Below are 19,410 nucleotides of genomic sequence, written 5' to 3'. Positions count from 1 at the left end.
GCGCGGGAGGAACGTGAGCGCGGTCGACTACGACCCGTTCGCGGGCGGGGCGCTGGCGCGGGTGGTCCCGACCACCGAGCCGCAGCGCGAGCTGTGGCTGGCGGCGCAGCTGGGTGAGGACGCGTCGCTGGCCTACAACGAGTCGGTTTCGCTGCAGCTGCGCGGGCCGCTGGACGTGGCCCGGCTCCAGCGTGCGCTGCAGCTGGTGGTCGACCGCCACGACGCGCTGCGCGCCAGTTTCGGTCCCGACGGGGAAACGTTCTGCGTGCTCGAGCCGGCGCCGCTGCCGCTGGAGGTCGTCGACCTGTCGCAGCTGCCGCAGGCCGGGCGCGAGGCCGCGCTGGCCCAGCGCCGCCGTGCCGGCGTGGAGACCGCGTTCGCCCTCGCCCAGGGGCGGCTGTTCCGGGCCGAGCTGCTGAAGCTGTCGCCGCAGGAACACGTGCTGCTGATGCACGCGCATCACATCGTGTGCGATGGCTGGTCGTGGTGGGTGCTGGTGCGGGAGCTGGGGACGGCCTATGCGCGCGGCGACGAGGCCGCTTCCGCGCTGCCGCCGGCCGAGAGCTTCGCCGACTACGCACTGGCCGAGGCGATGCGCCCCGGTTCGCCGGGGAGCGTCGAGGACGAGCAGTACTGGCTGTCCCGGTTCGCCGGCGCCCCGCCGGTGCTCGACCTTCCCACCGACCGGCCGCGACCGGCCCGGCGCACTTTCTCCTCGCGGCGCGAGGACTACGTGCTCGACGCCGAGCTCGTGTCCGCGGTGCGGCGCCTGGGCGCGCGCCGCGGTGCCAGCCTGTTCGCCACCTTGCTGGGTGCGTTCGCGACCCTGATGTCGCGCGTGGCCGGGCAATCCGAGGTGGTGGTGGGTATCCCGGCCGCGGGACAGTCGGTGGACGGCCACGAGCACCTGGTCGGGCACTGCGTCAATCTGCTGCCGCTGAAGTTCGAGCTCGCGCCCGAGCAGAGCTTCGCCCACGTGCTCGATGGCGCGCAGACCCTGCTGCTGGACGCGATCGAACACCAGCGCTACACCTTCGGCACGCTGCTCAAGAAGCTGCACATGGCGCGCGATCCCGCACGCCTGCCGCTGGTCAGCGTGATGTTCAACATCGACCAGGCGCTGGACCAGGAGCGCAGCGGTTTCCCGGGCCTGGAGCTCGACTTCACCACCAACCCGCGCAGCTACGAGAACTTCGAGCTGTCGATCAACGCGGTGCAGGTGGAAGGGCGGCTGCGGCTGGAAACCCAGTACAACACCGACCTGTTCGATGCCGCGACCGTGCGCCGCTGGCTGTCGGCGTTCGAGTGCCTGCTGCGCAAGGCCTGCGAGGCGCCCGACGAGCCCATCGCGCGGCTGCCGCTGGTGGATTGCGCACTGTTCGCCGAGCTGGCCGCGCTGCAGCCGGCGCCGACGCCGTTCGACCGCGAGTGCCGGATGCACGAGGTGTTCGAACGGCAGTGCGACCGGGAACCGTCGCGCCTCGCCCTGAGCGCTCCGGACGGCTGCCTGGACTACGCCGCACTCGAAGCGCGTGCTAACCGGATCGCCCGCCTGCTGCGCGGGCACGGCGTGCAGAAGGGCGCCCTGGTCGGTCTGGCCATGGACCGCGGCACCGACATGGTTGCCGCACTGCTGGGCATCCTGAAGTCCGGCGCCGGCTACGTGCCGCTCGACCCCGGCTTCCCCGCGGACCGCCTGGCCTACATGGCCGGCGATGCCGGCCTGGCCGCGCTGGTCACCCAGCAGGCCCATGCCGCGCGCTTCGACCTGCGCGGGCGGCCGGTGCTGGCGCTCGATGCCCTGGCCGACGAGCTCGAGGCGCTGCCGGCCACGCGGCTGGGCCGCGACGCCGGCGCGGCCGATCCCGAGTCCCCGGCCTACGTCATCTACACCTCCGGCTCCACCGGCCGCCCGAAGGGCGTGGTGGTGCCGCACCGGGCGGTATCGAACTTCATCGCCTCGATGCAGTCCGAGCCCGGGCTGGACGCGCAGGACCGCCTGCTGGCGGTGACCACGCTGTCGTTCGACATCGCGGTGCTGGAACTGATGCTGCCGCTGAGCGTGGGTGGCGAGATCGTGCTTGCCGGGCGTGAGAGCGCGATCGACGGCCTGGCCCTGGTCGACCTGCTGCGCGAGGCCGGCATCACGGCGATGCAGGCCACGCCCGCCACCTGGCGCCTGCTGCTCGAGGCCGGCTGGCAGGGTAGCGCCGGCTTCAAGGCGATGTGCGGAGGCGAACCGCTGCCGCCGGACCTGGCCCAGGCGCTGCTGGCGCGTTGCGGCGAGCTGTGGAACCTGTACGGGCCGACCGAGACCACGGTCTGGTCGACCGCCACCTGCGTGCAGCCGGCCGCCGCCGGCGCGCTGCCGGACATCCACATCGGCCGCCCGATCGCCAACACCCAGGTCTGGATCCTCGACGAGCACGGCCAGCCATGCCCGCTGGGCGTGCCGGGCGAGATCTGCATCGGTGGCGAAGGCGTCACCCTGGGCTACCTGGCGCGCCCGGAGCTGACCGCCGAACGCTTCCTGCCCGACGCCTTCGCCGACGCCAGCCGTGGCTTCGGCACCGGCATCGCGCAGCCGCTGCTGTACCGCACCGGTGACCGCGGCCGCTGGCGCACGGACGGCCAGCTCGAGCACATGGGCCGGCTCGACTTCCAGGTCAAGGTGCGCGGCTACCGCATCGAACTGGGCGAGATCGAGAGCCAGCTGCTCGTCCACCCGGGCGTGGCGCGGGCGGTGGCGATGGCGCGCGAGGACCGGCCGGGCGACGTGCGCCTGGTGGCCTATGTCGTGCCGGCACCGGGGCATGGGGCGTCCGACGCCGATCTGGTCGCGCACCTCAGGGCAAGCCTGCCCGACTACATGGTGCCGCAACACTTCGTGCGCCTGGACGCGATCCCGCTGCTGCCCAACGGCAAGGTCGACCGCAAGTCGCTGCCGGCGCCCATCGCCGCGGCCCAGCCCGAAGTGCCGGCGGCGGTCACGCCGCCCGAGGATGCGCTGCAGGCGCAGGTGCTCGGCGCGATGCGGCAGATCCTCGGCCGCCCGCAGCTGGGCATGGACGACGGGTTCTTCGAATCAGGCGGGCACTCGCTGCTGGCCGCGCAGCTGTGCGCGCGCCTGGGGCGCGAACTGGCGACCACGGTGTCACTGCGCCAGCTGTTCGACGCGCCGACCGCGCGCCAGCTCAGCGAGCTGCTGCGCGCCCGCGCCGGCGTCGCGCAGGCCGCCGCGCCGACGATCCCGAAGCTCGCCGATCCATCCACCGCGCCACTCACCCCGATGCAGGAGCGGCTGTGGATCCTCGAGCAGATCGAGCCGGGCGGCGTGACCTGGAACACCCCGTCGGCGCACCGCCTGCGCGGGCCGATGGACGAGCAGGCCTTCGCCCGCGCCTTCGCCGAGATGGTGCGTCGCCAGCCGGCGCTGCGCACCATCATCGTCGAGGACGACGATGGCCCCCGGCAGAAGGTGCTCGACGAGGTCGACGTGCCGCTGCTGCCACCGCTCGACCTGTCGCACCTGCCCGAGGACGAGCGCATGCGTGCGCTGTACGACGACCTCGAGGCGCAGACCGCGGTGCCGTTCCAGCTCGACCGCGCGCCGCTGTTCCGGGCCCGGCTGTACCGGCTGGCCGAGGACGACCACGTCCTGTACTTCATGACCCACCACGTGATCTGGGACGGGTGGTCGTTCGACATCCTCTACACCGAGATGTCGGCGCTGTACGAGGCCTTCGCCGCCGGCCGGCCCTCGCCGCTGCCGCCGCTGGAGACCACCTACACCGAATATGCGGCCTGGCGCGCGGACGCGCTCGCGGGCGGGGCGGTGGACCGCCACCTGGAGTTCTGGAAGCGGCACCTGGACGGTGCGACAGAACCGCTGCGCCTGCCCGAGGATCTGCCGCGGCCGGCCAAGGCCAGCGGCACCGGCGGCACCGACTGGGTGCACGTGGACCTGGCCACCACCGAGGCCCTGCGCCAGGTCGGAACCCGGGCCGGCGCCACGCTGTTCATGACCCTGCTGGCGGCCTACTACGTGCTGCTGCACCGGCTCAGCGGCCAGGACGACCTGGTGGTGGGACTGCCGTTCCGCAACCGCCCCACCGAGGCCCTCGAGAAGGTGATGGGCTTCTTCGTCAACCTGCTGCCGCTGCGCCGCAGGCTCGACCCGTCGATGCCGTTCCTGCGCCTGGTCGAGGAGGTCAAGGCCGGCGTGGTGGAGGCGTTCGAGTATCCCGACCTGCCGTTCGAACGGCTGGTGCGCGAACTCCAGGTGCCGCGTGATCCCTCGCGCTCGCCGGTGTACCAGGCGGTGTTCTCGTTCCAGGACGTGCGCGCGAGGAACCTCAACTGGGGCGACCTGTCCCACGAACACCTGCTGATGTTCCAGAAGGGGATGGCCAACGACCTGGGCATCTGGTTTCTGGAGCATCCGGCCGGGCTGTCGGGGGCGATGGGCTACAACGCCGACATCATCACCGCCGCGGGGGCGCGTGCGATCGCCGAGCGCTTCGAGGCGCTGCTGCGCTCGCTGTGCCAGGACCCGGCCCAGGCCATCGGCGATGCCAACCTGCTGTCCCCGTCCGACCGCGCGCGCCTGGCCGAGTGGAACTCCACCACCCGGCCGCTGCCGCCCTACCGCTCGGCCCATGGCCTGCTCGCCGCGCAGGCGGCGCGCACGCCGGACCAGGTGGCGCTGCGCTTCGGCACGACGGCGCTGACCTACGAGCAGCTGCACGCGCGCGCCGCGCGCATCGCCGGCGCCCTGCGCGCGCGCGGCGTGCGGCCGGGAGACCGGGTCGGCGTGTGCCTGGAGCGCTCGCCCGACCTGCTCGCCACGCTGCTGGCGACATGGCGCTGCGGCGCGGCCTACGTGCCGCTCGACCCGGCCTATCCGGCCGACCGCCTGGCCTACATGGCCAGCGACGCCGGCCTGGCCCAGGTGGTGGCCGAGGGCGCGCTGGCCGATCCGCTGGGGCTGGAGCGCGGGCGGCTGCTGCTGCTCGACGCGGATGCGGCGGTGATCGACGCGGCCGCGGCCGTGCACGACGCCGCCGACCCGGTCGGGCGCGAGGCGGCCGCCTATGTGATCTACACCTCCGGCTCCACCGGCAAGCCCAAGGGCGTGGCGGTGCCGCACGGCGCGGTGCTCAACTTCCTCGACAGCATGCGCGAGGCGCCCGGCCTGGACGCGGACGACGTGCTGCTCGCGGTCACCACGACCTCGTTCGACATCTCGGTGCTGGAGCTGTTCCTGCCGCTGGCGGTGGGCGCGACGATCGTGCTGGCCGCGCGCGAACAGGCGCTCGAGGGCGACGAGCTCGCCGCGCTGCTCGCACGTGAATCGGTCACCGTGCTGCAGGCCACGCCGTCCACCTGGCACCTGCTGCTGGACGCGGGCTGGCGTGCGCAGGGGAAGTTCCGCGCGCTGTGCGGCGGCGAGCCGATGTCGGCCGAACTGGCCTCGCGCCTGCTTGCGGCGGGGGCGGAACTGTGGAACGTGTACGGCCCCACCGAGACCACGGTGTGGTCCACCTGCGCCCGGATCGAGGCCGCGCCGGGCGACGCCCCCGACATCCACGTCGGGCGGCCGATCGCCAACACCACCGTGTGGGTCCTGGACGCGCGCGGCCAGGTCTGCCCGCCGGGCGTGGCAGGCGAACTGTGCATCGGCGGCGCCGGCGTGACCCTGGGCTACCTCGGCCGCGAGGAACTGACCGCCGAGAAGTTCATTCCCGACCACGTCGCCCCGGTCGACCACGACACCGGCCTGCCGCCGCGCCTGTACCGCACCGGCGACCGCGCCCGCTGGCGCCAGGACGGCGTGATCGAGCACCTGGGCCGGATGGACTTCCAGGTCAAGCTGCGCGGCCACCGCATCGAGCTCGGCGAGATCGAGGCGGTGGTGGAGGCGCAGCCGGGGGTGTCGCGCGCGGTGGCCGTGGTGCGCGAAGACCAACCGGGCGACCAGCGCCTGGTGGTGTACCTGGCGCGTGCCGGTGCCGGCCCCGACGAGGCCGCGCTGCAGGCCGCGCTCCGGCGCACGCTGCCGGCCTACATGGTCCCGCAGCACGTGGTGGCGATGGACGCACTGCCGCTGCTGCCCAACGGCAAGGTCGACCGCAAGTCGCTGCCGGCGCCGGCGCAGGCCACGCCGGCCGCGGCGGCCACGAGTGGCGGCCGCCATGCCGACCCGCGCGTGCAGTACCTGGCCGAGCTGTGGACCGCGCTGCTCGGCGTGGAAGCCGGCCCGCAGGACAACTTCTTCGACCTGGGCGGCCACTCGATGCTGGCGGCGAAGATGGCCAGCCGCGTGGCGCGCGAGACCGGACACCGCATCCGGCTGATGCCGCTGGCGACCCAGACCTTGGCCCACCTCGCCGCCGAACTGCCACTGCAGTCGCTGCCCGGTGCGCCGGCGCCGGCCGTGCCGGCGCCCGCTGCGGTGCCGCCCCCGTCCGCCGCCCAGGTCGTGCGCGGCGAGCGCGCGCTGTACTTCGGCGACGCGCCGCGGCGGCTGTTCGGCATGCACCATGCCAGCGCCGACGCCCGCGCCGGGCGTCCGCTGCTGGTGCCCGCGCCGCTGCTGCAGGAAGGCGTGGTCTGCCAGCGCGCCCTGTGGACGGTGTGCGACGCGCTGGCCGCGTCCGGCGGGCAGGCGCTGCGCTTCGACTGGTACGGCAGCGGCGAGTCCGCGGGCGATTCGGCCGAGCTGACCCTCGAGGGGATGGCCAGCGACCTGGCCCGGGCGCAGGCGTTCATCGGGGGCGACCCCAGGATCCTCGCCCTGCGCAGCGCCAGCCTGCCGGTGCTGCACGCGGCGCTGGCGCGCGGCCAGGCGGTGGACCTGGTGCTGTGGGATCCGTGCCTGTCGGGCGCGCGGCTGCTGGCGCGATGGCGCGGCCAGCACCGCGTCCAGCTGACCGCGGCAGGGCGCTACCTGCGCGAAGGCCGGGCTCCGGTGGCCGCGGACGAACTGCTGGGCTTCGACCTGTCGCCCGGGCTGCCGGCCGCGCTGGAAGCGCTCGATTTCCGCCAGGCCGTGCTGCCTGCCGGCAGCCGTGTGACCGTGGTGACCTGGGCCGAGGCCATGGACGGGGCGGAGGCTTTCGTCGCCGCCCAGCGCGAGGCCGGCCTCGAGGCCACGCACGTGGTGCTGCAGGCCTCCGACATGCCCGACTGGGACGATGCCTCGCGGTTCGAGGCGCAGGTGTTCCCGCGGCGCAGCGTGGCCGAGGTCGCCGCCCTGATCCAGGAGATGCCCGCATGAACCTCCATGCCGCCGTGCCCTTGCCCGCAGCGGCGCACGACACGTCCGCGCCGTCCGACCGCGGCTACGAGGAGCGCGTCCACCGCTTCGGCGACGGCCTGGTCGGCGTCGCGACGCTCCCGGCCGGCCGCGCCCCGCGCGCGACCGCGCTGATCCTGCTCAACGCCGGCCTGGTGCACCGCATGGGGCCGTTCCGGCTCTACGTGCAGATGGCGCGCCGCCTGGCCGCGGAGGGCTACGTGGTGCTGCGCTTCGACCAGTCGGGGCTGGGCGACAGCCCGCTGTCGAGCCAGCACAGCGACAACCGCAAGCGCGACGAGGTGCGCGCGGCGATGGCCCTGCTCGAACGCGAGGCCGGCGTGCGCCGGTTCGTGCTCGGCGGCATCTGCTCGGGCGCCGACGACAGCTTCAACATCGCGCCGCTCGAGCCCCGGGTCGCCGGACTGGTCCTGCTCGACGGGGTCAGCTACCGCACCCGCGGGCACAAGTTGCGCCACTACCTGCCGCGCCTGCTCAATCCCTTGCGCGTACTGCGGGCGCTGTGGCGGCGCCTGGTGCCGCGGCGCGAGCCGCCGCGCGCGGTCGGCAACGACGACCTGCGCGACTTCCCCACGCGCGACGAGGCGAGCAGGCGGCTGCTGGCGCTGGACGCGCGCGGCTGCCAGGTCCTGCTGCTGTATACCGGCGGGGTGGCCTCGTACCACAACCACCGCCGCCAGGCGCTGGAGGCTTTCGGCCCGGTGATGCGCTCGTCGAACATGGCCACCGAGTACTGGCCCGAGTGCGACCACACCTTCTACGTGCGCAGGCACCGCGAGAAGCTGTTCGCCTGCCTGCAGGACTGGATGCAGGCGCGCTTCCCTGATTGATCCGCGGCGATTGATCCGCGAGCGCCCCGCGTCGGGCGCGGCCTGCTCCCGGCGGACATCCGCGATCCCGCGCCACGAGGTTCCGGATCGAACGGGTGGACGGCCCGGGGCGGCCCGCATCGCCGTGCGACCGGGCAGCCGTCTGCTGGTGGAGCCTGCCCCGCGCGGCAGCAAACCGCCGCCCGGCGGGGACGCCCGGATGCGTCGTGCATCGACGCGCGACGGCGATCGGTGCGGTCTCAGGCGCTTGACCGCCTGCGGCCAGGACCCGGTGCCGGCCCCGGAATCGCCTGGCCGGATGCCGGCGCGCCCCCGTTCCGGGGGCGCGCAAGGTGGGACCGGTCTGTGCGCCGCGGCTCAGGCGGCAGCGACGGCCCGCTGTCGTGGCGCCTCGGGCGCCGGCTCGACCGGGCGGGCGAGGTCGGTACGCAGGTCGAACACCCGGCCTTTCGCCTGCCCGCGCCAGTCGTGGGCGTTGGCCACGTCGGTGCACAGCAGCAGCAGCTCGGCGTGCTCGAGGACTTCCTCCGGTTCCGACACCAGCATCTGCGCCAGGTGCGGCAGGTGGCGGTCGATGTAGCTCAGGTTGCGGCCGCGCAGGCGGCCGAGGCTGACGTTGGGATCGTAGATCTTCACCGAGTAGCCCCAGCCGGTGAGCGTCTCCACCATCTCCACCATGGGGCTCTCGCGCAGGTCGTCGGTGCCGTTCTTGAAGCTCAGGCCGACCAGGCCGATCTTCCGGCTGCCCTCGTCGCGCACCATCTTCAGCGCGCGCTTGAGCTGGTTCTCGTTCGAGGCCATCACCGAAGGCAGCAGGTTCAGGCGCAGCGCTGCGTGCTCGGCGAAACGGTTGATCGCACGCAGGTCCTTGGGCAGGCAGGAGCCGCCGAAGGCGAAGCCCGGGCGCATGTAGGCCGGCGAGATGTTGAGCTTGGTGTCCTCGCAGACCAGGCGCATCACGGCGTGGCCGTCGGCCCCCATCGCCTTGGCGACCGCGCCGATCTCGTTGGCGAACGCCACCTTGACCGCGTGGAAGTTGTTGCAGGCGTACTTCACCAGCGCCGCGGTGCGCGGATCGGTGACGTGCTTGCCGGCCTCGACCGCGGCATACAGGTCCAGCACCGGACGCGCGTGCGCCTCGACCTCGGCGCCGACCAGCACGTAGGGCGGGTGGTAGTAGTCCTTGAGCGCCGAGCCCTCGCGCAGGAACTCGGGGTTGTTGCACAGAACGACCTCGGCCGGGAAGCCGGGGCCCAGCTCCTCGTCCAGCGCCGGCCGCATCTGGGTCTCCAGCAGCCCCGGCAGCAGGGTCGAACGGATCACCACATGGTACGACTTGGGCGCCGCGCGCAGCGCCTTGCCGATCGAGCGGACCACGGCCTCGAGCACGTGGGTGGTCACGCTGCCGTCGTCCATCGACGGCGTGCCGACCGCGATCATCGCGATGTCCGACTTCGCCACTGCCTCGGCGGTGTCGGTGGTCGCGGCCAGGCGGCCGGCGGCCACCTGCTCGGCGACCAGTTCGTCCAGTCCGTTCTCGCGGATCGGCGCCTGGCCGGCGTTGATCTCGGCGACCTTGTCCGCGTCGATGTCGACGCCGATGACGGCATGACCGTCCCTGGCCAGGCAGGCGCCGGTCACGCAACCGACGTAGCCGAGGCCGAAAACCGCAACGTTGCTCATGATTTCAGTGGCTCGCTACTGGAAAGGAAAGGGTGGGTGGCGGCGCGGCGCACGCTGCCGCGCTCGCGGACGCGCGCGAGCACGTCCAGGCAGATCGCCTCGAACTGGCGGGCGATCGGTTCGCTGCCGTAGTGCCGGCGGACGAACGCGTCGGCGGCGTCGCCGATCCGGCGCCGCAGCTGCGCGTCGTCGAGAAGGCGCAGCACGTCGGCGGCGAACGTCTCCGGATCGTCGGCCTGCAGGTAATGGGTGCCGGGCTCGACCGGCAGGCCCTCTGCGCCGATGGTGGTGCTCACCGTGGCCCGCGCCATCGCCATCGCCTCGTAGATCTTCAGCCGGGTGCCGCCGCCGACGAGCAGCGGTACGACCACCACCGACGCGGCGGCGAGGTAGGGGCGCACGTCCGGCACCGAACCGGTGACTTCAATGCCCGGGCGCTCGGCCAGCGCGCGCACCGACGGCGGCGGGTTGCGGCCGACGATCTGGAAGGTCGCGTCGGGACGGCGTTCGCGCACGCGCGGCCAGACCTCCTCGCAGAACCAGCGCATGCCGTCCTGGTTGGGCAGCCAGTCCATCGAGCCGAGGAACATGACCCGGCCCTCGACCTCGTCCCGCGGACGCGGCTCGAACAGTTCGGTGTCGACCGCGGTGTCGATCGCGTCGACGTCGCGCCAGCCATAACGCTCGGCGAAGATCCGCGCGTCCTGGCGGCTGACCGCGATCACGTGGTCGAAGTGGTTGCCGCACGCCGCCTCGAACGCGGCCATGCGGCGGTACTGGTTGCGCATGTAGGCGCGCATCAGGGCGCCGTTGCTGACATCGGCATGGCGCTCCAGGATTTGCGCCTCCACGTTATGCTGGAACAGCACCGACGGCGGCAGGTCCAGGCCGGCCAGGTGGCGCACCATCTGCACCGTGTCGCAGATCACCAGGTCGAAGGACTCGCGCTTGAGCAGGTCCTCGATCCGGCGCCGCAGCGCGGGATCGTAGTTGCGGTCGACGGCATAGGGGCGCGAGGAGGCCAGGTTGGCGAACGCGCCGAGGTAGAAGCCGGCGCTGCCGTGGGGCGAGGCCTCGCCCGGCACCGCCTCGACCTTCATGCCGAGCGCCTCCATCTCCGGCAGGAACGCTTCCTCGCCCTTGCGCAGGTTGCAGGCGTAGGTGACGTCGTGCCAGCGCGCCAGGTGCTTGAGCAGGTTCAGCACGCGGATCTTCCCGCCGGTGTCGCGCGGAAACAGGATCTGCTTGTGCAGGAACAGGATCTTCAGGCGGCGCTGGCCATTGGTCTCGTGCATGGATTCCACTCGGTCGCGCCTTCGGCGTGTCGCCGGCGCATGGGCTCTCCCGGAATGAACGTCATCCGGCGGCGGATCGGGACAGCGTCGTGCCGGCGCGCGCGCGTTCGGCGCTGAGGGCGAGGAAACGCGCGATCTCGGCCACCGCCTCGCGCCGGTCGCGCGGACCGTCGACGGGCAGCGGTGGCGGCGCGTCGAGTCCGCGCACGAGCGCGTCGGCCAGCGCCTGCGGCTGCTCCGGCGGGACCAGGATGCTCGCGCCCAGCGTCGCGATCTCGGGGATTCCTCCGACCTGGCTGGCGACCCAGGGCGTGCCGCAGGCCGAGGCCTCGAGCAGTACGTTGGGAATGCCTTCCGAGCGGCTCGGCAGGACGAACAGGTCCGACGCGCGCAGCCAGGCCGGCAGTTCGGCGTGGGCCCGGCTGCCGTGGAACAGCACCCGGTCGGCGAGCCCGAGCGCCCGTGCCTGTTGCTCGAGGCCCGCGCGGCCGGCGCCATCGCCGACCAGGTGCAGGCACCAGTCGTCGCGACGCGACGCGAGCGCGCGGCAGGCGTCCAGCAGCACGTCCACGCCCTTGACCGGGAGCAGGTTGCCGATGAACAGCAGATGGCGGCGGCCGTTGTCGAAGCCGACCAGGCGCCGGGCCTCGTCGCGGTCACCGGGGTGGAACAGGGTGCGGTCGACGCCGTCGAGCACCGTGGCGACGCGCTCGGGTTCGGCGCCCAGCGCCACCACCCGGGAGGCGAGTTCGGCCGACACCGCGATCACGCCGTCGGCCGTGCACAGCGCTTCGCGGGTACCGCGGGCGCGGGCCGGGAACTCGTCCATGCGCCGCACGTCGCTGCCGTGCACCAGCACCACCACCGGCAGGCCGCGGCGCCTGGCCAGGCGCACCGCGGCCCAGCCGTCGGGGTAGGCCCAGGTCGCGAGCACGACGTCCGGCGACATCGCATCGACCGCGCGGTCGAAGGCGGCGCGCACGCTCGCCTGGAAGAACCGCCCGTGCTGGCTGCGCAGCACGCCGGGCGTGTACCAGTAGCGCGGATATTCGACCGGGATCCCGTCGCAGGTGGTGCGGCGGTCGCGCGGGATGCCGGGACGCTGGGCGCGCAGGTTCCACTCGTCGCGCCAGGACACCGGTGCGACCAGGCGCACCTCGTGCAGTTCGGACAGGAAGCGGAAGCGGTGGCGGTTGAACGCGGCCCGGTGCGGCTGCAGCGGGTTGGGGTAGAGGTTGGTGAGGGCGAGGATCTTCATGCGCTGCGTCGTGTGGCCGTTGCCGCGGGGCGGGGCGGCCTTCGTGGCCGTGGCAGCAGTCGCGCGGGCGGGACATGGCCGCGACGCAGGCGTGTTCCCCGGACTCGCCGTCGCCATGGCGGGAAAACGTCGCCACGGCCCGGATCCGGCCAGCGCGCGGCCTTCAGCCCAGGCCGTCGATGCCTTCGCCCGGCTCGCGCTGGCGCAGGATCCGTGCGGGGATCCCGCCGACGGTGGCGCCCGCGGGCACGTCGTGCACGACCACCGCGTTCGCGCCGACGCGACTGTAGTCGCCGAGCGTGACCGCGCCGACGATCTTGGCGCCGGCGCCGACGAACACGTGGCTGCCGAGCACGGGCGACGCCTGCTTCTCGGCGCCGATCGTCACCTGGTGCTCGATGTAGACGTGGGCGCCGCCGCGCACGCTGCCGTTGATCACCACGCCCTGGCTGTGGATGAGCACGAAGCAGGGTCCGAACTCGGCCCCGCGGCCGATGATGCACTGGCCGAAGAACGCGTTGAGCTTGTTGAACGCCATCGCCAGCGGCGCCAGGCGGTGGCGCTGCGACCACTGCATGGCCCGGTAGCAGGCCATGGCGAAGGTGCCGTCGGTGAGCAGGGTCTTGAGCAGGTTGCGCGGGCGGTCGTCGCCGTAGCACCACCTTGACTTGGCCTTGAGGTCGTCGACGAACAGCATGCCTCTCCCGCCGGCTGCCGCCGGACCGCGCGTTCCCCACCTAACGCGGATCGCGCCCGGATCCGGCCGCCTGCCCGGTTACGGCGCGATTCCACGTTCATGCCCTGGACGACCGGACACGGGGGATGGGTGATGGACCGGGTGAGCGTGGTGATGCCCGCCTACAACGCGACCGCGACGCTCGAGGCTTCGATGCGCTCGGCGCTGGCGCAGACCCATGCCGAGGTCGAGCTGCTGGTGGTCGACGATCGCTCCACGGACGGCACCTGGGACATGATCCAGCGCCTGGCCGCGGGCGACGCGCGCGTGGTGCCGATCCGGCAACCGCGCAACGCCGGCGTGGCCGCGGCCCGCAACGCCGGCATCGAGGCCGCGACCGGCCGCTACATCGCCTTCCTCGACAGCGACGACCGCTGGTACCCCGACAAGCTCGCCATCCAGCTGCAGGCGATGCGCGGGGAGGGGGCGGCGGTCGGCTACGCCGCCTACGAGCGGGTGGACGAGTCGGGGCGGGTGCTGTCGCGGGTGCGGCCGCCGGCGCGTGCGGACTACGCCCGGATGCTCAAGGGCAACTGCATCGGCAACCTGACCGGGATCTACGACCGCGCCATCGGCGAGCCGCGCTTCACCCGCATGGGCCACGAGGACTACGTGTTCTGGCTGCAGGTGGTCCGGATGGCGGGGCAGGCGGTATGCGCCAGCCCCGACCGCGTGCTCGCTTCCTACCTGGTGCGGCCGGGGTCGCTGTCGGCCAACAAGCTGCGTGCGGCGCGCTGGCAGTGGCGGATCTACCGCGAGAGCGAGCGCCTGGGCGTCGTGCGCTCGGGCTGGTACTTCGCCCATTACGCGGCCCAGGCACTGCACAAGCGGTTCTAGGAGCGGGCATCTCCAGGCCCGGGCGGGGTGGCCGGGGCCGCGCAGCAGCGTGAAGCCGGTCACGCTCCGGCCGTGCCTGCGGCGCGTTCCGGTGGCCCGGGACGCCGTTTCGGGGCCGTGGGTCGCAGGTTCAGCTTTCCCGTGAGAAATTCGCCGGGCCGCGCGGCCGGGCGTCATCGGGCTGCGTGGAAAACAGGGGCCAACGCGATCGCAACATCCAACCCCGAGGTATCCCCCCAATGCCACGCAGTTCCACCCTGACGACGGCCCTCGTGCTTGCACTGGCCAGTGCCCCCGCCTGGTCGGCCGAACTCTTCGTCTCCACCTCCGGCAACGATTCGAGCGCCGACGGCAGCAGCGCGCGTCCCTACCGCACCATCGGCCGCGCCATCTCGGCATCGCGCGCCGGCGACACCGTCACCGTCCTCAACGGTACCTACAACGAGTGCGTGCGCCTGCGCCACCGGCTCACCCTGCGCTCGCCGTCCGGCCAGCGGGCCCACATCGCCTGCAGCACGTCGACCGCCAACTCGGTCGGCATCCAGGTGGATCCGGGCGCCTCCGGCAGCCGCATCGCCAACCTGGAGATCAGCGGCGGCTACTACTACGGAATCATGCTCCAGACCGACTGGTACCAGGGCGGGCCGACCTCGGCCACCGGTGCCTCCAACGTGGTCATGGAGGACCTGCTCGTGCGCGACTCCGGCCGCGACGGCATCAAGATCACGCCCAAGTCCAACGGCGCCATCATCCGCCGGGTCGAGATCCGCAACACCGGCCGTCGCGACGACAGCAACGCCGACGGCATCGACAACGTCAACGCCGACGGCATGGTGGTCGAGGACAGCTACATCCACGACACCGCCACCACCGGCCTGTACTTCAAGGGCGGCGCCCGCAACGTGGTGATCCAGCGCAACCGGATCGAGAACACCGGCGACGCCGGCATCCTCGCCGGCTTCGACACCAGCCCGGAGTACTTCGACCTGCGGGTGAACCCGGACTACTACGAGGCCATCGACGGCATCGTGCGCAACAACGTCGTGCGCAACACGCGCTACGCGGGCATCGGCCTGTACGCCTCGAAGAACACCGTCGTGGCCAACAACACGATCGTCAACGCGGCGAGCGGCGCGCACTCGGCGATCTACTTCGGCGTCACCTACCAGGACTGGGAGCCCCAGGCCAAGCGGCCAGCCAACGTCAATCCCAAGGTCGTCAACAACCTGATCATCCAGAGCAACAACCGCTGCGTGGAGATCCGGTACTCGAACGACCTGGGCGGGCTGTCGGGCCTGAGCGGCTCCCCGGGCACCGACTGGAACGGCTACGGCAACGGCTGCGTGTTCCGCGACGGCCGGCCCACGACCTCGTTCAGCCAGGGCAACCTGTCGCAGTGGCGCAGCGCGCTCAATGTCGACGCCAACAGCAAGCAGGCCGCCTACAGCGTGACCTCGGACGGCCACCTGCCCGCGGGCAGCCCCGCGATCGACGCCGGTACGGTGCTGGCCGAGGTGACCGACGACATCGACGGCCAGCCGCGCAGCGCGCCGTACGACATCGGCGCCGACGAGGCGGGCAGCGCGCCTCCGCCCCCGCCGCCCCCGCCGCCTCCGCCGCCGTCCTCGCGGCGCAGCACCGGCGCCCAGCCGCTGGCTCCGCCGGCGGCGTCGCGTTCCAGTGCCCCCGCCGCCTCGGCCGCGGCGCCGAGGACCGCGGCCCCGTCGGCTGCCACGTCCGACGACGTGCCTGCCGCGCCCGCCTCCGCGCCCGCGACGGCGGCCACGGTGCGGATCGTGCCCCCGGCAGTCGGGCTGTGGAGCCGGCTGCGCGCCTGGTTCGAGCGCGCCGCCGGGCGTGAGGAGCGACTGCGGCACGACTGACGGCGACGCCGTCCCGGCGCCGCCGATGGCGGCGGCGCCATCCCGCCCCCTTGCGGTCGCCCTGTCCGGCCGTCGACGCGGAATGCGTTGAATCCAGCGACCCGGGACGCCCGCGTGGCCGCCCGGGTCGCCGGACTGTCACGCAACGGGGGGCGAGGGGATGTATCCACGGAATCGGCGCAAGGGCATGACCGGCCGGCCGGCCGGGTGCGTGGGGGCGACGCCATGAGGGGCGCGTTCACGAGCCGCGCCAACCGCACCATCCGGCTGCTGTGGCTGCTGGAAGTCTTCGTGCTGGTCCTGGCGGTGACGGTGGCGGTGTGGCTGCGCTTCATCGACGACCCCGCCAGCCGCGGGCTGTTCGTCGAGACCGCGCCGGTGCGCACGTTGCTGGTGGCCCTGTTCGTCACCGGCGCGATGGCCGCGTTCGGCCTCTACCAGCCGCACATGCGCCACAACCGCATCGACCTGATGCTGCGCATCGGCCTGGGCTTCGCCTTCGGCGGCGTCGGCCTGCTGGTCCTGTACTACCTCGTGCCCGCGACCTACATCGGCCGCGGCGTGCTGGCGATCTCGCTGGCGGTCGGCTTCGTGCTGATCTGCACCCTGCGCCTGCTCGTGTACAGGCTGTTCGGGGTCGAGGCGTTCAAGCGCCGGATCGTGATCCTGGGCGCGGGCAACAACGCCGACCTGATCAACCGCCGCCTGCGCCGGCGCAGCGACCGCAAGGCATTCACGGTGATCGGCTTCATCCCGATCCCCGGCCAGGCCCAGGTCGTGGCACCCGAGCTGCAGGTGCCGCTCGAGGGGCGCACCCTGTACGAGCTGGCGCAGGACCTGCACGCGCACGAGATCGTGGTGGCGCCCGACGAGCGCCGCGGCGGCCTGCCCATGGACCAGATCCTGCAGTGCGCGCAGATGGGCGTGTCGATCATCGACCTGCCGGCCTTCTTCGAGCGCGAGGCCGGCCTGATCAAGCTGGAGATCGCCGACCCCTCCACGCTCGTGTTCTCCGGCGGGTTCGACCACTCGTTCCCGCGCAGGATCAGCAAGCGCGCGTTCGACATCGCCGCGGCGCTGCTGCTGCTCCTGCTCGCCTGGCCGGTGATGCTGGTCGTGGCGCTGGCGGTCTGGGCGGAGTCGGGTTCGCCGATCCTCTACCGCCAGACCCGGGTGGGCGAGGGCGGCCGGACCTTCGACCTGGTCAAGTTCCGCAGCATGCGCACCGATGCCGAGAAGGACGGGGTGGCGCGCTGGGCCAGCGCCAACGACGACCGCACCACCCGGGTCGGCCGCTTCATCCGCATGACCCGCCTGGACGAGCTGCCCCAGCTGTTCAACGTGCTGGCCGGCGACATGAGCTTCGTCGGGCCGCGCCCGGAGCGCCCGCAGTTCGTCGACCAGCTCAACGGCCAGATCCGCTACTACAACGTCCGCCACTCGGTGAAGCCGGGACTGACCGGCTGGGCCCAGCTGCGCTACCCGTACGGGGCCTCGGTGGACGATGCGCGCGAGAAGCTCAAGTTCGACCTGTTCTACGTCAAGAACCACGGCCTGCTGTTCGACTTCATGATCCTGCTGCAGACCGTCGAGGTCGTGCTGTTCAGGCGTGGCGCGCGCTGACGGAACCATCCGCGGTTCCGTCCACCGCCGCAATCTGTTCCAATCCGGGCGCGGCGCCGCCCGGCGCGGCGCGCCCGCCTTCCCGTTCCCTCACCCAGGCATCCGCATGGCCTCCACGCAAGACACCATCCGCGATTTCATCCTCACCACGTTCCCCGGCGACGGCACCGAGCCGGCCCCGGACACCGACCTGCTCGACGCCGGGATCATCGATTCCATCGGCGTCCTGACCCTGGTGACCTGGCTGGAGGAGACCTTCGGCTTCACCGTCGACGACGAGGACGTGGTGCCAGAGAACCTCGGCAGCATCGCCGGGATCAGCGCCTACGTCGAACGCAAGCTCACCGAGTCCGGAACCGCATGAACCGCTACGAACACCACCTGACCCTCGCCGCGGCCCGCAGGCCGGGGCATGCCGCCATCGTCCACGGCGGCGCCAGGACCAGCTACGCCGAACTCGACGCGGCGGCGAGCCGCTTCGCCGACGGCCTGGTGGAACACGCGGCCTTCGCCAACGGCGAGCGCTGCGTGGTGTTCCTCGACAACCGCGTCGAGACCGCGATCGCGATCTTCGGCATCCTGCGCGCCGGCGGCGTGTTCAGCGTCATCAACCCGACCACCAAGACCGACAAGCTCGCCTTCGTGCTCGACAACTGCGAGGCCTCGGTGCTGGTGACCCAGGCCAGCCTCGCGCCGGTGGCGTTCGCCGCCGCCGCGCGCTCGCCGAGCGTGCGTACGGTGGTGGTGGTGGACGGCCTGCCGGCCGACGCGCCGGCCGCGGCGCTGTCGTGGGAGGCGTTCAACGCCGTGTCCGTCCCGGGCTGCGCCGCGGCGCGCCCGGCCGGGATCGACATCGACCTGGCGATGCTGGTCTACACCTCGGGGTCAACCGGCAACCCCAAGGGCGTCATGATGACGCACAAGAACATCGAGCACGCCGCCAGTTCGATCACGACCTACCTCGAGTCGAACGAGGACGACGTGGTGCTGAGCGTGCTGCCGCTGTCGTTCGACTACGGCCTGTACCAGTTGCTGATGTGCGTGAAGATGGGCGCCACCCTGGTGCTGGAGAAGTCGTTCGCGTTCCCGCAGAAGGTGCTGCCGCTGCTGGCCGCGGAGAAAGTGACCGGATTCCCGCTGGTCCCGACCATGGCCGCCCTGATCGTGCAGATCCGCAATTTCGACCCGGCCTGGGCGCAGAGCGTGCGCTACATCACCAACACCGCCGCGGCGCTGCCGCCTGCCCACATCTTCAAGCTGCAGGAACTGTTCCCGAACGCGAAGGTGTACTCGATGTACGGCATGACCGAGTCCAAGCGCTGCACCTGGCTGCCGCCCGAGCAGCTGGCCAGGCGCCCGGACAGCGTCGGCATCGCGATCCCGGGGACCGAGGTGTGGGTGGCCGACGACGAGGGCCGTCCGGTGCCGCCCGGCACGATCGGCGAGCTGGTGGTGCGCGGCGGCCACGTGATGCAGGGCTACTGGCGCAACGAGGAGGCCACGGCCAAGACCCTGCGCCCGGGCCGCTATCCCTGGGAGAAGGTGCTGCACACCGGCGACCTGTTCCGGATGGACGAGGAGGGCTTCCTGTACTTCGTCGGCCGCAAGGACGACATCCTCAAGACCCGCGGCGAGAAGGTCAGCCCCAAGGAAGTGGAGAACGTGCTCTACGCGCTGCCCGGCGTGCGCGAGGCGGCGCTGGTCGGCGTGCCCGACCCGGTCCTGGGCCATTCGCTCAAGGCGATCATCGTGCGCGACAACGAGGATCTCGACGCGCGCGCCATCCTCGCCCATTGCCGCGCGCACCTGGAGGAGTTCATGGTGCCGCGCACGGTCGAGTTCCGCGATTCCCTGCCCAAGACCAGCACCGGCAAGATCCGGCGCAGCGTGCTGCAGGCCGAGGCCGAGGGTCGCGCGATGCCGCAGGAAGACGAGGCCGCCGCCTGA

The 19,410-nt window shown here is 72.3% G+C and carries 11 protein-coding genes; 7 read left to right on the top strand and 4 right to left on the bottom strand.

What is annotated here, in order from left to right; all coding sequences use genetic code 11:
• Positions 1-13: 13 nt before the first annotated feature.
• The gene (locus LUTJ29_RS18015; protein ID WP_051322773.1) at positions 14-7,279 is read left to right on the top strand and encodes a non-ribosomal peptide synthetase; all 7,266 of its coding nucleotides are present in this window, start codon (positions 14-16) and stop codon (positions 7,277-7,279) included.
• Positions 7,276-8,148, top strand: coding sequence for an alpha/beta hydrolase (locus LUTJ29_RS0106540; RefSeq protein ID WP_051322772.1), 873 nt, complete (start codon positions 7,276-7,278; stop codon positions 8,146-8,148). Before LUTJ29_RS18015 ends, LUTJ29_RS0106540 begins: the two co-directional genes overlap by 4 nt.
• A 357-nt stretch (positions 8,149-8,505) precedes the next feature.
• Here LUTJ29_RS0106540 and LUTJ29_RS16480 read toward each other — a convergent pair whose 3' ends face one another.
• From LUTJ29_RS16480 to LUTJ29_RS0106520, 4 genes are all read right to left on the bottom strand, one after another.
• The gene (locus LUTJ29_RS16480; RefSeq protein WP_043740647.1) at positions 8,506-9,831 is read right to left on the bottom strand and encodes a nucleotide sugar dehydrogenase; all 1,326 of its coding nucleotides are present in this window, start codon (positions 9,829-9,831) and stop codon (positions 8,506-8,508) included.
• On the bottom strand, positions 9,828-11,126 hold the full coding sequence (locus LUTJ29_RS0106530; RefSeq protein WP_027071828.1) for a glycosyltransferase: 1,299 nt from the start codon (positions 11,124-11,126) through the stop codon (positions 9,828-9,830). The genes LUTJ29_RS16480 and LUTJ29_RS0106530 overlap by 4 nt, the downstream gene beginning before the upstream one ends.
• A 61-nt stretch (positions 11,127-11,187) precedes the next feature.
• A complete protein-coding gene (locus LUTJ29_RS16475; protein WP_051322771.1) occupies positions 11,188-12,384 on the bottom strand; it encodes a glycosyltransferase in 1,197 nt (398 codons plus the stop codon).
• A 163-nt stretch (positions 12,385-12,547) separates the two neighbouring features.
• Positions 12,548-13,081 (bottom strand): serine acetyltransferase, encoded by a 534-nt coding sequence (locus LUTJ29_RS0106520; protein ID WP_027071827.1) that lies wholly within the window; start codon positions 13,079-13,081, stop codon positions 12,548-12,550.
• Positions 13,082-13,180: 99 nt separating this feature from the next.
• Between LUTJ29_RS0106520 and LUTJ29_RS0106515 the strand changes: the two genes are divergently transcribed.
• From LUTJ29_RS0106515 to LUTJ29_RS16470, 5 genes are all read left to right on the top strand, one after another.
• Positions 13,181-13,957 carry a glycosyltransferase family 2 protein gene (locus LUTJ29_RS0106515; RefSeq protein WP_084524727.1) on the top strand — a complete coding sequence of 259 codons (777 nt, stop codon included), beginning with the start codon at positions 13,181-13,183 and terminating at the stop codon, positions 13,955-13,957.
• Positions 13,958-14,196: 239 nt separating this feature from the next.
• Positions 14,197-15,840 carry a right-handed parallel beta-helix repeat-containing protein gene (locus tag LUTJ29_RS19125; protein ID WP_027071825.1) on the top strand — a complete coding sequence of 548 codons (1,644 nt, stop codon included), beginning with the start codon at positions 14,197-14,199 and terminating at the stop codon, positions 15,838-15,840.
• Positions 15,841-16,065: 225 nt separating this feature from the next.
• Positions 16,066-17,463 (top strand): TIGR03013 family XrtA/PEP-CTERM system glycosyltransferase, encoded by a 1,398-nt coding sequence (locus LUTJ29_RS0106505; RefSeq protein ID WP_027071824.1) that lies wholly within the window; start codon positions 16,066-16,068, stop codon positions 17,461-17,463.
• A 106-nt stretch (positions 17,464-17,569) separates the two neighbouring features.
• Positions 17,570-17,827 (top strand): acyl carrier protein, encoded by a 258-nt coding sequence (locus tag LUTJ29_RS0106500; RefSeq protein ID WP_027071823.1) that lies wholly within the window; start codon positions 17,570-17,572, stop codon positions 17,825-17,827.
• Complete coding sequence (locus LUTJ29_RS16470) at positions 17,824-19,410, top strand: AMP-binding protein (RefSeq protein ID WP_051322770.1); 1,587 nt, start codon at positions 17,824-17,826, stop codon at positions 19,408-19,410. Before LUTJ29_RS0106500 ends, LUTJ29_RS16470 begins: the two co-directional genes overlap by 4 nt.

Source organism: Luteimonas sp. J29, from assembly GCF_000472505.1.
GTDB lineage: Bacteria > Pseudomonadota > Gammaproteobacteria > Xanthomonadales > Xanthomonadaceae > Luteimonas.
The sequence above is the reverse complement of the archived record's forward strand: the minus strand, read 5'-3'. Positions and strand labels throughout refer to the sequence as shown.

Bases quoted from the DNA above. Each gene is read 5' to 3' on its own strand.
- LUTJ29_RS0106540 (WP_051322772.1), top strand. From the start codon at position 7,276: ATGAACCTCCATGCCGCCGTGCCCTTGCCCGCAGCGGCGCACGACACG.
- LUTJ29_RS16480 (WP_043740647.1), bottom strand. From the start codon at position 9,831: ATGAGCAACGTTGCGGTTTTCGGCCTCGGCTACGTCGGTTGCGTGACC.
- LUTJ29_RS0106530 (WP_027071828.1), bottom strand. From the start codon at position 11,126: ATGCACGAGACCAATGGCCAGCGCCGCCTGAAGATCCTGTTCCTGCAC.
- LUTJ29_RS16475 (WP_051322771.1), bottom strand. From the start codon at position 12,384: ATGAAGATCCTCGCCCTCACCAACCTCTACCCCAACCCGCTGCAGCCG.
- LUTJ29_RS0106520 (WP_027071827.1), bottom strand. From the start codon at position 13,081: ATGCTGTTCGTCGACGACCTCAAGGCCAAGTCAAGGTGGTGCTACGGC.
- LUTJ29_RS0106515 (WP_084524727.1), top strand. From the start codon at position 13,181: ATGCCCTGGACGACCGGACACGGGGGATGGGTGATGGACCGGGTGAGC.
- LUTJ29_RS19125 (WP_027071825.1), top strand. From the start codon at position 14,197: ATGCCACGCAGTTCCACCCTGACGACGGCCCTCGTGCTTGCACTGGCC.
- LUTJ29_RS0106505 (WP_027071824.1), top strand. From the start codon at position 16,066: ATGAGGGGCGCGTTCACGAGCCGCGCCAACCGCACCATCCGGCTGCTG.
- LUTJ29_RS0106500 (WP_027071823.1), top strand. From the start codon at position 17,570: ATGGCCTCCACGCAAGACACCATCCGCGATTTCATCCTCACCACGTTC.
- LUTJ29_RS16470 (WP_051322770.1), top strand. From the start codon at position 17,824: ATGAACCGCTACGAACACCACCTGACCCTCGCCGCGGCCCGCAGGCCG.